Consider the following 14,384-nt stretch of genomic DNA (forward strand, 5'->3'; position numbering starts at 1 on the left):
CCATGATCCGCGCGGAGCTCGCGCGCCTGACCGCCACCACCATGTCCAGGGTCGCCCTCGTGGCGCTCATGCTTGTGCCCGTGCTCTACGGCGGCCTCTACCTCTGGGCCAACCAGGACCCGTACGCCGGGCTGGACCGGGTGCCCGTGGCCCTCGTCGTGGCCGACACCGGCGCCGAGTACGACGGTGAGGCCACCAACTACGGGGCGGATGTCGCCGAGCAGCTCATCGACGACGGCACCTTCGACTGGCACACCGTCACGGCCGCCACTGCCGCGTCCGGCGTCGCCGACGCCACCTATGACTTCAGCGTGACGATCCCCACCGACTTTTCCAGCTCGATCGCCTCGTCCTCGTCGGACGACCCGCACCAGGCCACCATCACCCTCACCACGAACGACACCAACAGCTACCTCGCCTCCACCATCGGCAGCCAGGCCGCGCAGAGCATCCGTGAGGCCATCGTCGCCCGGGTGAACGAGCAGGCCGCGGACACCCTGCTGATCGGCCTGTCCGACATCCGCTCGAGCCTGGTCGACGCCGCCGACGGGGCCGGCCAGCTCACGGATGGCGCCACCACCGCCGCGGACGGCGGCAGCAGCCTCGCCGACGGCGCGAACCAGCTCGCCGACGGCAGCGGGCAACTCGCCGACGGAGCCGGCACCCTCGCGGACGGCACCGGGCAGCTCGCCACCGGCGCCAGCCAGCTGGCCGACGGCACCAGCCAGGTCTCCGACGGCGCCGCCGCCCTCGCCGCGGGCACCGGCTCGCTCGCCACCGGGGCCGACGCGCTCTCCGACGGCACCGGAACCCTCGCCACCGGGGCGGGGCAGGTCGCCGACGGAACCAGCCAGGTCGCCGACGGAGCCACCGCCGTCGCGGACGGCACCAGCAAGCTCTCCGACGGGGCAGCCGCCCTGGCCACCGGCGCCGGGCAGGTCTCCGCCGGAGCCACGGCCCTCTCCGACGGCACCGCCCAGCTCGCCGACGGAACCGCGCAGGTCTCCACCGGGGCCGCCGACCTCTCCGCCGGCACCACGACCCTCTCGGCCGGAGCCGCCCAGGTGGCCGCGGCCGCGCAGCAGGTGGCGGACGGCAACGCCGGCCTGGCCACCGCGGCCGACGGCGCCGGCACGGTGCTCTCCGGGGCGTCCGCCGCGCTGGACACCGCCAGGACCAACCTGACCGACCAGCTCAGCGCTGCCGGACTGACCGACGACGAGATCACGGCCGCCGTGGCCGCACTCGACCCGCTCGACACCGCCGTGCAGAACGCCACCACGGCGTTCACCACCGCTTCGAGCGGCATCGGCGTGCTCGCCGAGGGCAGTGCCGCCCTGGCCACGGGAGCGACCGGGGTCGCCGACGGCGCCAGCTCGGCCGCCGCCGGCGCCGAAAGCCTCGCCGCCGGGGCCGCCGCCGCGGCCGATGGCGCTGCCACCGCGTCCACCGGCGCCGCCACCCTCGCCGAGGGCGCCGGCCAGACCGCGGCCGGAGCCACCACCCTGGCCGATTCGCTGGCCACGGCCGCCGAGGGCACCCAGACCCTCGCGGAGGGCGCGAGCAGCGCCGCGACCGGGGCCGCCCAGGTCGCCGACGGCGCCAGCCAGACCGCCACCGGGGCATCCGCCCTCGCCGCGGGAGCCAACGACGCCAACACCGGGGCCGGCACCCTGGCCGACGGCGCCAGCCAGACCGCCGCCGGCGCCGCCACCCTGAGCACGGGCGCCGCCTCCGCGGCCGACGGGGCCGCCGCCCTGAGCACGGGCGCGACCTCCGCCCTGACCGGCGCCGAGGCCCTCGCCACGGGCGCGTCGTCGCTCAGCGACGGCCTGGTCGGCCTGCAGGACGGCGCGGGCACGCTCCGCGACGGCCTGACCGACGGCGTCGACAGCATCCCCGACACGGATGCCGCCACCATCGACCTGCAGGGCTCCACCATCGCCGACCCGGTCGACCTCAAGACCGCGGCCGTCACCTCCGCCGGCACCTACGGAGCGGGCCTCGCCCCGTTCTTCGCCAGCCTGGCCGGCTGGATCGGCATCTACGCCCTGTTCCTGATCGTCAAGCCGGTCTCCCGCCGCGCCATCACCGCGCTGCACTCGCCGCTGAAGATCACCCTGGCCGGCTGGCTCACCCCGGGCATCCTGGGCCTGTTGCAGATGGCCGCCCTGTTCGGCATCCTCACCGGCGTGCTGCACTTCGAGGTGCACAACCCGGTCGGCACCTACGCCATGATGGGCCTGGCCGCGATGACGTTCGCCGCGATCATCCTGGCGCTGAACGTGTGGCTGGGCAGCGTGGGCCAGTTCGTCGGCCTGGTGCTGATGGTGCTGCAGCTGGTCACCGCCGGCGGCACCTTCCCCTGGCAGACCCTACCGGCGCCGCTGGCGTTCCTGCACCATGTGGTGCCGATGAGCTACGCCGTCGACGGCATCCGCCAGCTGATGTACGGCGGCAACCCGGCCACCGCGCTCAACGATGCCGGCGTGCTGCTGCTCTGGCTGACCGGGGCGCTCGCCCTGGCCGCGATCGGGGTGGTGCGGATGACGCACTTCCGCACCCTGCGCGACCTCAAGCCCAGCCTGATCGGGTAGCCGCTCGTGGCCGCCTGTTTATAAGGAGATAGTGAGTTTTCGAGGACGCAATTGCCACAAGCATCCTTGAAAACTCACTCTTTCCTTATTTGAGACATTCGAACGCGTGTACTATTTTCAATGTGTCTGAACCGAGCCCGAATGCACGCCCCATGCCGCACGGAAGCCCCGTGCTGCACGTCGACGCTGACGCGTTTTTCGCGGCCGTCGCACTGCGGTCCCGGCCCGAGCTCGTTGACACGCCCGTCGCCGTCGTGGCCCACGTATTCATCGCCAGCGCGAACTATCCGGCGCGGGCGCTCGGCGTGCGCTCCGGCACACTGGCGCAGGATGCGCTGCGGCAGTGCCCGGACCTCGTCCTGATCGACCTGCCGCGTGCGGAGGTGGAAGAGGTGGGCGACGCCCTCTTCGACATCTTCCATTCGGCCGCCCGGGCTGTCGAGCCCGGGTCGGTCGAGGAGGCGTTCCTGGACGTCGGCGCATCCGACTGGGCCGGCGCGATTGCGGCCGGGCACGCGCTGCGCGGCTGGGTGGCGCGGGAGCTCGGCATCACCGTCAGCGTCGGCGTGGGAAGGACAAAGCTGATGGCCAAACTCGCTTCCCGCCGGGCCAAGCCGGACGGTCTCTACGTGATCGAGGCCGGCGAAGAGGCGCACCTGCGCGACAACCTGCCGATCGACCAAGTGTGGGGAATCGGCGCGACGACGCTGCAACGGCTCGCCCGGCTCGGTGTGACGAAGCTCGCGCACATCGACGGGGTGCCACGCAACGAGTTGCAGTACGTGTGCGGAACGGCGATGGCCCGGCGGTTATGGCGGATTCGGGAAGGCACCGACGATGCGGTCGTGCGCACCGTCGAACAACGCTCCTCCCTGGCCGCCGAGGGGTCCACCGCTGGATACGCGCGGCCCGACCGGTCGCCCACCGAGCTGGCCCAGGCGTGCGTGGAGCGGCTCTGCCACCGTGCCGAGCGAGCCGGGCTGGCGGGCACCGGCATCACGCTCACCCTGCGACCTGAGGCCGGCGGCAAGGCCGTCGTGCACAAGCGCACCCTGGTGGCGGCGACCGCCGAACGGGACACCTGGCTCGCCATCGCCGGCGACCTGCTCGCCGACGAGACCGTACCCAGACTGGCCGGCCTCCGGGTCACCCTCACGGGCCTGCTCCCCCTCGACCGGGTTCAGCACACCCTGTTCTGACCCGTTCGGCAGGCCGCACCGGGCTATACGGCGGCTATCACCGCGGCGGCCACGGCGGAGGCCACGCGTTCATCGAAGGGGCTCGGGATGATGTGGTCGGCCGCGAGGTCGTCGCCGACGAGATCGGCGATGGCCAGTGCCGCGGCGATCTTCATGGCGGTGGTGATGCGGCGGGCGCCGGCATCCAGCGCGCCGCGGAAGATGCCGGGGAACGCGAGCACGTTGTTGATCTGGTTGGGGTAGTCGCTCCGCCCGGTGGCGACGATCCTGGCGTACTGGGCGGCCACGTCGGGGGCCACCTCCGGGTCGGGGTTGGACAGCGCGAAGATCATCGCGTCGGCCGACATCGTGGCGAGCAGGTCCTCGTCCACCGTGCTGGAGGAGACGCCGATGAAGACATCCGCTCCCGCCAGCGCCTGGGCCGGGCCGCCGTCGACCTGGCGCGGGTTGCTGGTCGCGGCGAACGCGGCCTTCACCCCGGTGAGGTCGATCCGGTGGCCGCTGAGGATGCCTCGGGAGTCCAGCAGCACGACATCCGCGATGCCCACCTCCAGCAGCAGCGCGGCGATCGCGATGCCCGCCGCTCCGGCGCCGGAGACGACCACGCGGAGGCTTGCCAGTTCGCGGCCGAGCACCTTGGCGCCGTTGGTGATCGCGGCCAGCACCACCACGGCGGTGCCGTGCTGGTCGTCGTGCATGACGGGCATGTCGAGGGCCTCGATGAGCTTGGCCTCGAGCTCGAAGCAGCGCGGCGCCGACACGTCTTCGAGGTTGACGGCGCCGAAGCTGTGCTGCAGACGCACCAGGGTCTCGACGATCTCGTCGACATCCGTGGTGTCGAGCACCAGCGGGATGGAGTTCAACCCGCCGAAGCGCTGGAACAGGGCCGACTTGCCCTCCATCACCGGCAGGGCTGCAGCCGGGCCGATGTCGCCGAGGCCGAGGACGGCGGTGCCGTCGCTGACCACGGCGACCAGGCGACTTGCCCAGGTGTGCGTGGCGGCGACGGCGGCATCGTTGTGGATGGCCCGGCTGACCTCGGCCACGCCGGGGGTGTAGACGATCGCCAGGTCACGCCGGGTCTCGATGGGCCGGGCCAGGTCGATGCGCAACTTGCCGCCCGCGTGGGCGGCGAAGATCTCGTCGGTGGTCACGACGCTGCCGACATCGGTGGCGACGTCGGCGGGGGCGATCGTGGGGGCGACGGTGGGCAGGGCGGCAGTGGGCAGCGGCATGGAACGAGCCTTCGCGGTCGAGACAACGGAAGCCGCACATCTTCCCGGGAACCCGAGACCGGCCTGGACTCAGGCTACGGCCACCTCGAGCCGAACGAACGGGACCATAGACCCACCCGACACGTCCGCGAGCCGTGAGGACAGCACCCCAAATCGCGAAATTTGGGTGCTTTTCTCACGGCTCGCGGGATGTGGGGACGGGGCGCTAGCGCGGGAGGGGTTCTTCCGCGGGCGTCGTGTTGTGCGCCGGGTCACCGGGCGCCGGCTGGGCGGTGGGGTGCCCGTGGTGCGCGGCTTCGAGGGCCTCGGCCTCCGCTCCGCCGACGGCCTCGCCGCGGGCGACCATGCCGGCCACATCCGAGAGCGGGATCTGCTTGAGGAACAGCGAGAGCAGGAACGCGATGCCGATGAACGGCAGCAGGAACCAGAACACCGGCGCCAGCGCATCCGCGTAGGCGACGACAATGCCGTCGCGCACGGCGTCGGGCAGCGCGTTCAGGGTCTGCGGGTCGATGCTTGCCGTGGCGCTGGCAGCCTCAGAGGCGCTGGCGCCGGCGCCGGCGAAGACCTCGGTGAGGTTCTCGGTGAGCCGCGTGGTGAAGATGGTGCCGAACACCGCGACGCCCAGTGATGCGCCGACCTCGCGGAAGTAGTTGTTCGTGCTGGTCGCGGTGCCGATCATCGACGGGTTGACCGAGTTCTGGGCCACCAGGACGACGACCTGCATGATCAGGCCGAGGCCGGCGCCGAAGACGAACAGGAACACGCAGATGAGCCAGATCGGCGTCTCGGCGCTGAGCGTGGTCATCGCGACCATGGCCAGGGCGGTGAGGATGGTGCCGAGGATCGGGAACATCTTGTACTTGCCGGTCTTGGTGATGGCGATACCCGAGATGATCGAGGTGCCGATCAGGCCGGCCATCATCGGCAGCATGAGCAGGCCGGATGCGGCGGCCGAGGTGCCGGAGGACATCTGCAGGAAGGTGGGCACGAAGCCGATCGCCGAGAACATGCCCAGGCCCAGGGTGAGCCCGATCAGGGTCGCGTTGACGAAGGTCGGGTTCTTGAAAAGCTGCAGCGGGATGATCGGGTCCTTCGCCCGGGCCTCGACGATCACGAAGAGGATCGCGGCGAGGAGCATCCCGGCGCCGAAGAGCCAGGTTTCCATGGCGTCCCAGCCGTGGGCGTTGTCGCCGCCGAAGTCGGTGAAGAAGATCAGGCAGGTCGTGAACGCCGAGAGGAGCACCACACCGAGGATGTCGATGGGCTGGGTGGCCTTCTTGCTGGGCAGCTTGAGGGTGAACCAGGCGATGGCGAAGGCGATGATGCCGACGGGGATGTTGATGTAGAACGCCCACTGCCAGGTGAGGTGGTCGACGAAGTAGCCGCCGAGAAGGGGGCCGCCGACGGCGGAGAGGCCGAACACGGCGCCGAGCGGGCCGAGGTACTTGCCGCGCTCCGAGGCGGGCACGATGTCGGCGATGATCGCCTGGGAGAGGATCATCAGTCCACCACCACCGAGGCCCTGCACGGCGCGCCAGGCGATGAGCTGGGTGAAGTCGCCGGCAAAGGCACAGCCGACCGAGGCGATGGTGAACAGCGCGATCGCGATGAGGAACAGGTTGCGCCGGCCGAGGACGTCACCGAACTTGCCGTAGACGGGCATCACGATCGTGGTCGCGAGCAGGTACGCGGTGGTGAGCCAGACCTGGTGCTCGACGCCGCCGAGCTGGCCCACGATGGTGGGCATCGCGGTCGACACGATGGTCTGGTCGAGGCTGGACAGAAGCATGCCGGCGATCAGAGCGCCGAAGATGATCCAGATTCGCCGTTTGGTGAGGAGGAGCGGCGCCTCGGTGGTGATGGTCACGGTGGGTTGCCTTTCAGGAGGTGGGTACGGCCAGCACTGTGCGGAACGCCGCGAGTGAGGTCAGCAGAATTGTGGAGAAGTTTTGGGTGTTCGCCGGGTCGACGAAACGCTGGACGGATGACTGCATGAGCGTGGCCAGGACGCTGACGACGGCCGCGGCGCGGGGGTCGTCATCGCTCACACCCTCGCGTTGAGCGATGAGGCCGCGAATCTGGCGTTCACGGTCCCTGGTCACGCCGATGAACCGAGTCATCAGGCGGGGCTCCCGTTCAAGGGCCGCCATGAAATCGGTGTGCGCGGCGGGGTCCATGTCGCCGGATTCGATGTGGGTGATGGCGAATTCGATCAGGTCCTGCAACACGCGGGACCAGTCGCCGGGGGTTCCCGCCATGAAGGCGTCGGCGAGGACCTCGAACTCGTTGTCGGAGTTCTCCCCGATGACGGCATCTTCCTTGCTGGCGAAGTAGTTGAAGAAGGTGCGCCGGGAGACGTCCACCTCGGCGCAGACCTCTTCGATCGTGAATCCGGCGAGGCCGCGCTCGGCGGTGAGACGGCGCGACACCGAGGTGAGGCTGGACGCCGTCTTGCGCATCCGTCGCTCAACGCGTGTGATAGTTGCACTTTCGGACATAGAGTGCAGTTTTGCACTATTTAACTCCAAGTGCAAGTGTTGATCCACCGTCGCCGCAGAGCGTGACTCTCGCTACTGTGCTGCTGTCGGGCCAGACCGAATGGAAGGCGGGCAGGTGGGCTACTTCACCGTGGTTATCGCCCAGACAATCGTGCTGCCCATCGTCGCCGGCTGCCTTGAGCTGGTCGTGCTCGGCGGCGACCCGGTTCCGGTGTTCGGCATGTGGTGGGTGTTCTGGGGCGTCGGCACCCGACTTCTTGTCGCCGGCATCGCGCAGGCCTCCGGCGCGGGGCCGACCGCGGCAATTCTCGGCGCGACGGCTCCCAGCGTTCAGGCACAGCAACTCGGACGCGAACTCGGTATGGCCAACATCGGCATGGGACTCGCCGGCCTCCTCGCGCTCGTTCCCGGGTGGGCGCTTCCCGCGGGTATCGCCGGAGGCACCTTCCTTCTGATCGCGGGCATTTTGCACGTTCCCAAGCGGAACAAGAACGCCAAGGAGGCGCTCGCGACGTGGACCGACCTCCTGGTCGGCGTGGTGGTGATGGCGTTCGCCGTCAACACCCTTTCGCAGCTCCTGGCCGGATAAGCGGGGTGCCGGCCAGCCCCGCCCGTCCCATCCAGCACTGGTCGAATGGTCAGCCTTGGCTGTATGGTCAGTGAGTGCTGACTATTGCCTCCTCCCTCGACGTCGTCAACCGCCTCGGCCGCGCGATGGCCGACCCGAACCGGTCCCGCATTCTGCTGAGCCTGCTCGAGGCACCCGGCTACCCCGCCCAGCTCGCGCGCTCACTGGACCTCACCCGGTCCAACGTGTCAAACCACCTGAGCTGCCTGCGTGGGTGCGGCCTCGTGGCCGCAGTGCCGGAAGGCCGGCAGACCCGTTACGAGATCGCCGACCCGCATCTGGCCCGGGCGCTCGCATCCCTCGTCGAGGTGGTGCTGGCGGTCGACGACGGAGCGCCGTGCACCGACCCGAGCTGCGACGTACCGCTCTGCTGCGGCACGGGAGCGTGACGGCGATGACGACCGCCACGCTCGAGCCGGCCCGTCGCCTGGTGCTGCAGCGCCGCATCCGGCTGATCGTCGCCGGAACGATCGGCTACAACGTGATCGAGGCGGTCATCGCGCTGGCGGCGGGCAGCGTCGCGTCGTCCGCCGCGCTGGTGGGATTCGGCCTCGATTCCATCGTTGAGGTCCTGTCGGCGGCGGCGATCGCGTGGCAATTCGCGGCGCCGGACCCCGAGGACCGCGAGCGGGTCGCGCTGCGGGTGATCGCGGTGTCGTTCTTCGCGCTGGCCGCGTACGTGAGTGTGGATGCCGCGCTGTCGCTGTCCGGCGTGCGCGCGGCCGAGCACAGCCCGGTCGGCATCATCCTGGCCGCGGTCAGCCTGGTTGTCATGCCGGTACTCAGCTGGGCCGAGCGGCGCACCGGCCGGGAACTGGGGTCGGCATCCGCCGTCGCCGATTCGAAGCAGACCCTGCTCTGCAGCTACCTGTCCGCGGCCCTGCTGGCCGGGCTGCTGCTCAACTCGCTGCTGGGCTGGGCGTGGGCGGACTCGATCGCGGCCCTCGTGATCGCGGCCTTCGCCGTGAAGGAAGGCCTCGAAGCCTGGAAGGGTGACGCCTGCACCGTGCCCGTCTCTGCGCTCACCGGCGAGCGGGAGGCCGAGACGGGCACGCACGGCTAGACCGCGGACTCCTGGTGTGCGGCGATGCACCAGCCGCCGTTGCTCTCGTCGAACAGGTAGGTGGTGGACATCTGCAGCTCGGTGGCCGTGTCGCCGTGCCAGGCCAGCGACCGGTAGACCAGCACACCGGCATGCTCGCCGAGGCGGATGACGGCCGGTTCGTGCAGCTCGTAGCGGTCGAGCGGCGCGGCGGCCTTGAACGCGGCGCGCACCTGGTCACGTCCGAGGACCTTGCCCGGCAGGATGAGCAGGGCATCCCCGGTCATGGTGCGTTGGTAGTAGTCACCGCCCTTGCCGGCGAGGATGGCACGCCAGCCCTCGTGGGCTTCGTGCAGGAGTCTGGCAGGGAGATCGTCGGTGATCACAGTCATGACTCCACGCTAGACCTCGCCGGGCCGAAGCGGTCAGAATCGGTGCTGCAGGATCCAGGCGTGCATCGTGACCGCGGCCGCCGCGGAGGCGTTCATCGATCGGGTCGAGCCGAACTGGCTGATCTCCACGAGGGCATCGCCGGCGGACACGGCCTCCGGGGAGAGGCCTGGGCCCTCCTGGCCGAAGAGCAGCACGCACCGTTCGGGGAAGGCGAAGGTCTCCATGATCACGCTGCCGGGCAGGTTGTCGATGGCGATGATGGGCAGGTTCTCGGTGCGGGCCCACTCCACGAACGTGGCCACATCCGGATGGTGCAGCACGTGCTGGTACCGGTCGGTCACCATCGCGCCGCGCTTGTTCCAGCGCTTCCGGCCGATGATGTGCACGGTGTCGGCGCCGAAGGCGTTGGCACTGCGCACGATGGACCCGATGTTCATGTCGTGCTGCCAGTTCTCGATGGCCACGTGGAACGGGTTGCGCTTCTCGTCGAGGTCGGCGACGATCGCCGCCATGCTCCAGTACCGGTACCGGTCGATCACGTTGCGGGTGTCGCCGCGTTCGAGCAGCTCACGGTCGTAGTACGGCTCGTCCGGCCACTCGCCCACCCACGGGCCGACCCCGTTGGTGGACAGTTCTGGCGTGGGGTTCAGCGGTTCTGGCACTGAACAACCGTATCCCGGCCCGCACCCAGCTTCCGTTCATATCCGGTTCGCTACCCTTGTGCGCAGGGTGCGCATCAGCCGGCGCCTGGGCAGTTCGCGCTGCCATCCCGCCGGCACCATCCGATCGAGACCGTATTCATGACCCCGACCGGAAGGTAACCGCCATGCAACCCACACTCTTTGGAATCGACTTCCTCGACTCCGAGTGGCTGATCGGCTGGTTCGGCTCGTTCGTGCTGCTGGGCGTCGCCGCCGTGGTCTTCGTCGAGACCGGCTTCATCGTGCTGTCCTTCCTGCCGGGCGACTCGCTGCTCTTCACGGTGGGCCTGCTCACGGCCACCGGCGACGTTCCGTTCCCCATCTTCGTCACCTGCGCGATCATCTTCGTCGCCGCGTTCGCCGGCGACCAGCTGGCCTACGGCATCGGCCGGAAGGCCGGACCGGCAGTGTTCGCCAGGGAGCAGAACCGGTTCTTCAACCCGAAGAACGTCGAACGCACCAACGCGTTCTTCGCGAAGCACGGCGGCAAGGCCGTGATCATCGCCCGGTTCCTGCCCGTGTTCCGCGCGTTCGTGCCCCTGGCCGCCGGTGTCGGCAAGATGAGCTACCGCACCTTCGTCATGTTCAACCTGATCGGCGCGTTCGGCTGGGGCGTCGGCCTCACCCTGGTGGGCTTCCTGCTCGGCCAGATCGACTTCGTCGCGCGCTACTCCGAGTACTTCATCATCGGCATCGTGCTGCTCTCCGGCATCCCGATCCTGTCCGAGCTCTACAAAGCCGGGCGCGAAACCCTGCGTAACCGGGGCAACGGCCCCGTTGTCGCGGTGGAACTGCCCGAGGACGTGCGCGAGTAGGTTCGCCCCACACTGGGGCTAATACCGCAGCACCAAGCTCGGTAGAGTCACACCATCACACGACCGGGGGGACGTAGCGATGGGGCGGTTCATCTATGACTCCTCGCTGACCGTGCTCGTGGACGATGACACCCTCGCGCACCTGCAGGCCGTGATCGGGGCCAAGCTCCGGCTACAGCAGTCCTTCTACCTCAGCTGGGGCGACCCGGCCCATGCCGGTGGTAGCCGCAGCACCATCTGGGTGACACCGGGCATCTCGCTGCAGTTCCGCTACCGCACCGCTCGCGTGCCGGTCCTGGACAGGGACCGGATCAACGACCTGTTCGCCGAGGCGAACAGTCCCGGCGGCCTCGTGCTCCAGGTCGACGGCTGAACCGCCGACGCTCGGTAACGGGGTTTCGGTATCCCTAAATAATCAGTAGGATTTCGGCATGCCTCAATCCAAACCGACGGATGCCGCGACCATCTCCGAGCCGACTCCCCCGCCGGCGCTCGGCGGGGTGGCCTCCACCCGCCTGCTGTGGTTGCTCGGCCCCGCCCTGGTGGCCGGGGTGGCGTACCTCGACCCGGGCAACGTGGCCAGCAACATGACCGCCGGCGCCCGCTACGGCTACCTGTTGGTATGGGTGGTCGTGGCCGGCAACCTGATGGCCTGGCTGATCCAGTACCTCTCGGCCAAGCTCGGCATCGTCACCGGCACGAGCCTGCCGGAGGTGCTCGGGGTACGGTTACGCCGCCCGACCTCACGCCGGCTGTACTGGATCCAGGCCGAACTCGTGGCCATGGCCACCGACCTCGCCGAAATCATCGGCGGCGCCGTGGCCCTCAACCTGCTTTTCGGGCTGCCGCTGCTGGCCGGCGGGGTCATCACCGGCGTCATCTCGATGCTCGTGCTCACGGTGCAGACCCGACGCGGCCCGCGGGTCTTCGAGCGGGTCATCGTGGCGCTGCTGCTCATCATCACGGTGGGCTTCGCCGCCGGGGTCTTCTTCGCACCGCCGGATGCGGGTTCCGTCGTCGACGGCCTCGTGCCGCGTTTCCAGGGCACCGACTCCGTGCTACTGGCCGCCTCCATCCTCGGTGCCACGATCATGCCGCACGCCATCTACGCCCACTCGGCGCTCACCCGGGACAGGTTCCCGATGCAGGAGGGCCCCGCCGCGACGAAGCGGCTGCTCTGGGCGACCAAGTGGGATGTCACGATCGCCATGGCCATCGCCGGCACCGTCAACCTCGCCATCCTCTTGCTCGCGGCCTCCGCGCTGCAGGGCGTGCCGGGCACCGACTCCCTCGAGGGTGCCTATGCGGCCCTGCAGTCGACGCTGGGACCGGTGGTCGCCACGGTGTTCGCGGTGGGCCTGCTCGCCTCCGGCCTGGCCTCCACCTCGGTCGGCGCGTACGCCGGCGCCGAGATCATGCACGGGCTGCTCAAGCTGCGGGTGCCGCTGTTGCTGCGCCGCCTGGTCACGCTGATCCCGGCGCTGCTGATCCTGGGAACGGGCTTCGACCCCACCCAAGCCCTCGTGCTCAGCCAGGTCGTGCTGTCGTTCGGCATCCCCTTCGCCCTGATCCCGCTGGTCTGGCTCACCGCTCAGAAGGGCCTGCTCGGCGAGTTCGCCAACCGCTGGTTCACCACCGTCGCCGGCGGCATCGCCGCAGTGCTGCTGGTGACCTTGAACGCCGTGCTCCTGGTGCTCGTTTTCTCCGCACCGTGATCCGGACGGGTAGCCTGAAGACGCCATGAAACCGACCACTCCCGCCGCCGAGGACTACCTCAAGACGATCTATGCGCACACCGAGTGGCAGCCGGAACCGATCACGCCCAAGGTGCTCGCCGACCGCCTGGGCATCGCCCCGTCGTCGGTGACCGAGATGGTGAAGAAGCTCGCCGCGGGCGGGTTCATCGCCCACGTGCCGTACGGCCCGCTCACCCTCACCGCCGCGGGACGGCTGCGCGCCACCGCGGTGGTGCGCCGGCACCGTTTGATCGAGACTTGGCTGGTCCGCGAGCTCGGGTACACCTGGGACGAAGTGCACGACGAGGCCGAGGTGCTCGAACACTCCATTTCCGACCGGCTACTCGAGGCCATCGACACGCACCTGGGCCGCCCGACCAGCGATCCGCACGGCGACCTCATCCCCGCCGCCGACGGCTCCACCGCCCGGGTGCCGGCCGTGCTGCTGGCGGATGCCGCCACCGGTCACACCGGAACCGTGTTGCGGGTGAGCGACCGGGACCCGGCCATCCTCCGCAGCCTCGCCGAGGCGGGGATCGGGCCGGGCAGCAGCCTCACCGTCATCGACGCCGGCACCGTGCGACTGCCCGCCGGCGCACCGCATCCGTTCACGCCCGAAGTCGCGGCGTCGGTCTGGCTCACCAGCTGACCCTGCCCACTGCCGGTACATCAGTGCGCCCGGCCAGTGTCGGCCGTAAATCCCCCTTCGATAGTGTGGGGGGCATGAGAACCCGTGACGAGATTGAATGCTGGCTCACCGACATGGACGGCGTGCTGGTGCACGAGAACCAGGCGCTGCCCGGCGCCGCCGAACTGCTGCAACAGTGGACCGATGCGGGCACACCCTTCCTGGTGCTGACCAACAACTCCATCTTCACGCCGCGCGACCTGTCCGCCCGGTTGCGTTCCTCGGGGCTGAACGTTCCGGAGGAGCGGATCTGGACGTCCGCGCTGGCGACGGCCGACTTCCTCAAGCAGCAGAGCCCCGGCGGCACGGCGTTCGTGATCGGCGAGGTCGGCCTGACCACGGCGCTACACGAGGCCGGCTTCATCATGACCGAGACCAACCCCGACTACGTGGTGGTGGGCGAGACCCGCAACTACTCGTTCGAGGCCATCACCAAGGCCATCCGCCTGCTGCTCAAGGGCGCGCGGTTCATCGTGACCAACCCGGATGCCACCGGCCCGAGCGCCGAGGGCCCCATGCCGGCTACCGGTGCGATCGCCGCCCTCATCACCAAGGCCACCGGGATGGAACCGTACGTGGTGGGCAAGCCGAACCCGATGATGTTCCGCTCGGCGATGAACCGCATCGGCGCGCACTCGGAGAACACCGGCATGATCGGTGATCGGATGGACACCGACATCGTCGCCGGCATCGAGGCGGGCCTGCACACCGTGCTGGTGCTCACCGGGATCAGCGACAAGGCCGAGATCGCCCGTTACCCGTTCCGCCCCGACGAGATCCTCGACGGCGTGCACCAGTTGCTCTCCGCAGAACCGATCGAGTCCGACGAGATCTGACCCGCAGCCTATG

General features: G+C 69.5%; 15 protein-coding genes. 10 read left to right on the forward strand and 5 right to left on the reverse strand.

All coding sequences use genetic code 11. From position 1 onward, the window contains the following. Nucleotides 1-2: 2 nt before the first annotated feature. Together ACU5E9_RS10665 and ACU5E9_RS10670 are read left to right on the forward strand one after the other, a co-directional pair. Nucleotides 3-2,597 carry a YhgE/Pip family protein gene (locus ACU5E9_RS10665; protein ID WP_456809889.1) on the forward strand — a complete coding sequence of 865 codons (2,595 nt, stop codon included), beginning with the start codon at nucleotides 3-5 and terminating at the stop codon, nucleotides 2,595-2,597. Between the two features lie 152 nt (nucleotides 2,598-2,749). Continuing rightward, the gene (locus tag ACU5E9_RS10670; RefSeq protein WP_456809890.1) at nucleotides 2,750-3,796 is read left to right on the forward strand and encodes a Y-family DNA polymerase; all 1,047 of its coding nucleotides are present in this window, start codon (nucleotides 2,750-2,752) and stop codon (nucleotides 3,794-3,796) included. Between the two features lie 23 nt (nucleotides 3,797-3,819). Here ACU5E9_RS10670 and ACU5E9_RS10675 read toward each other — a convergent pair whose 3' ends face one another. From ACU5E9_RS10675 to ACU5E9_RS10685, 3 genes are all read right to left on the reverse strand, one after another. Next, nucleotides 3,820-5,031: an NAD(P)-dependent malic enzyme gene (locus ACU5E9_RS10675; RefSeq protein ID WP_456809891.1), complete on the reverse strand. Its 1,212-nt coding sequence runs from the start codon at nucleotides 5,029-5,031 to the stop codon at nucleotides 3,820-3,822. Between the two features lie 205 nt (nucleotides 5,032-5,236). Further along, a complete protein-coding gene (locus ACU5E9_RS10680; protein ID WP_456809892.1) occupies nucleotides 5,237-6,901 on the reverse strand; it encodes an MDR family MFS transporter in 1,665 nt (554 codons plus the stop codon). 13 nt (nucleotides 6,902-6,914) lie between these two features. After that, nucleotides 6,915-7,493: a TetR/AcrR family transcriptional regulator gene (locus ACU5E9_RS10685; RefSeq protein ID WP_456809893.1), complete on the reverse strand. Its 579-nt coding sequence runs from the start codon at nucleotides 7,491-7,493 to the stop codon at nucleotides 6,915-6,917. Nucleotides 7,494-7,647: 154 nt separating this feature from the next. On the opposite strand from ACU5E9_RS10685, the gene ACU5E9_RS10690 reads away from it, so the two are divergent. The 3 genes from ACU5E9_RS10690 (at nucleotide 7,648) to ACU5E9_RS10700 (ending at nucleotide 9,223) form a co-directional block, all read left to right on the forward strand. After that, nucleotides 7,648-8,121, forward strand: a complete 474-nt coding sequence (locus ACU5E9_RS10690; RefSeq protein ID WP_456809894.1) for a hypothetical protein — start codon at nucleotides 7,648-7,650, stop codon at nucleotides 8,119-8,121. Between the two features lie 74 nt (nucleotides 8,122-8,195). Then, on the forward strand, nucleotides 8,196-8,549 hold the full coding sequence (gene cmtR, locus ACU5E9_RS10695; RefSeq protein ID WP_456809895.1) for a Cd(II)/Pb(II)-sensing metalloregulatory transcriptional regulator CmtR: 354 nt from the start codon (nucleotides 8,196-8,198) through the stop codon (nucleotides 8,547-8,549). 5 nt (nucleotides 8,550-8,554) lie between these two features. Beyond that, nucleotides 8,555-9,223 (forward strand): cation transporter, encoded by a 669-nt coding sequence (locus ACU5E9_RS10700; protein ID WP_456809896.1) that lies wholly within the window; start codon nucleotides 8,555-8,557, stop codon nucleotides 9,221-9,223. On the opposite strand, the gene ACU5E9_RS10705 is transcribed toward ACU5E9_RS10700, so the two are convergent. Both ACU5E9_RS10705 and ACU5E9_RS10710 read right to left on the reverse strand, forming a co-directional pair. Continuing rightward, nucleotides 9,220-9,594 carry a DUF4440 domain-containing protein gene (locus tag ACU5E9_RS10705; RefSeq protein WP_456809897.1) on the reverse strand — a complete coding sequence of 125 codons (375 nt, stop codon included), beginning with the start codon at nucleotides 9,592-9,594 and terminating at the stop codon, nucleotides 9,220-9,222. The two genes, ACU5E9_RS10700 and ACU5E9_RS10705, sit on opposite strands and share 4 nt — an antisense overlap. A gap of 33 nt (nucleotides 9,595-9,627) precedes the next feature. Further along, nucleotides 9,628-10,257 carry a TrmH family RNA methyltransferase gene (locus tag ACU5E9_RS10710; RefSeq protein ID WP_456809898.1) on the reverse strand — a complete coding sequence of 210 codons (630 nt, stop codon included), beginning with the start codon at nucleotides 10,255-10,257 and terminating at the stop codon, nucleotides 9,628-9,630. 164 nt (nucleotides 10,258-10,421) lie between these two features. On the opposite strand from ACU5E9_RS10710, the gene ACU5E9_RS10715 reads away from it, so the two are divergent. The 5 genes from ACU5E9_RS10715 (at nucleotide 10,422) to ACU5E9_RS10735 (ending at nucleotide 14,371) form a co-directional block, all read left to right on the forward strand. Then, on the forward strand, nucleotides 10,422-11,111 hold the full coding sequence (locus ACU5E9_RS10715; protein WP_456809899.1) for a DedA family protein: 690 nt from the start codon (nucleotides 10,422-10,424) through the stop codon (nucleotides 11,109-11,111). Nucleotides 11,112-11,190: 79 nt separating this feature from the next. Further along, nucleotides 11,191-11,484 carry a DUF7882 family protein gene (locus tag ACU5E9_RS10720; RefSeq protein ID WP_456809900.1) on the forward strand — a complete coding sequence of 98 codons (294 nt, stop codon included), beginning with the start codon at nucleotides 11,191-11,193 and terminating at the stop codon, nucleotides 11,482-11,484. Nucleotides 11,485-11,542: 58 nt separating this feature from the next. Then, the gene (locus ACU5E9_RS10725) at nucleotides 11,543-12,826 is read left to right on the forward strand and encodes an Nramp family divalent metal transporter (RefSeq protein ID WP_456809901.1); all 1,284 of its coding nucleotides are present in this window, start codon (nucleotides 11,543-11,545) and stop codon (nucleotides 12,824-12,826) included. A 25-nt stretch (nucleotides 12,827-12,851) separates the two neighbouring features. Continuing rightward, nucleotides 12,852-13,496, forward strand: a complete 645-nt coding sequence (locus ACU5E9_RS10730) for a metal-dependent transcriptional regulator (RefSeq protein ID WP_456809902.1) — start codon at nucleotides 12,852-12,854, stop codon at nucleotides 13,494-13,496. A 74-nt stretch (nucleotides 13,497-13,570) separates the two neighbouring features. After that, nucleotides 13,571-14,371: an HAD-IIA family hydrolase gene (locus ACU5E9_RS10735; protein WP_456809903.1), complete on the forward strand. Its 801-nt coding sequence runs from the start codon at nucleotides 13,571-13,573 to the stop codon at nucleotides 14,369-14,371. Nucleotides 14,372-14,384: the final 13 nt, after the last annotated feature.

Source organism: Cryobacterium sp. AP23 (genome assembly GCF_054075385.1).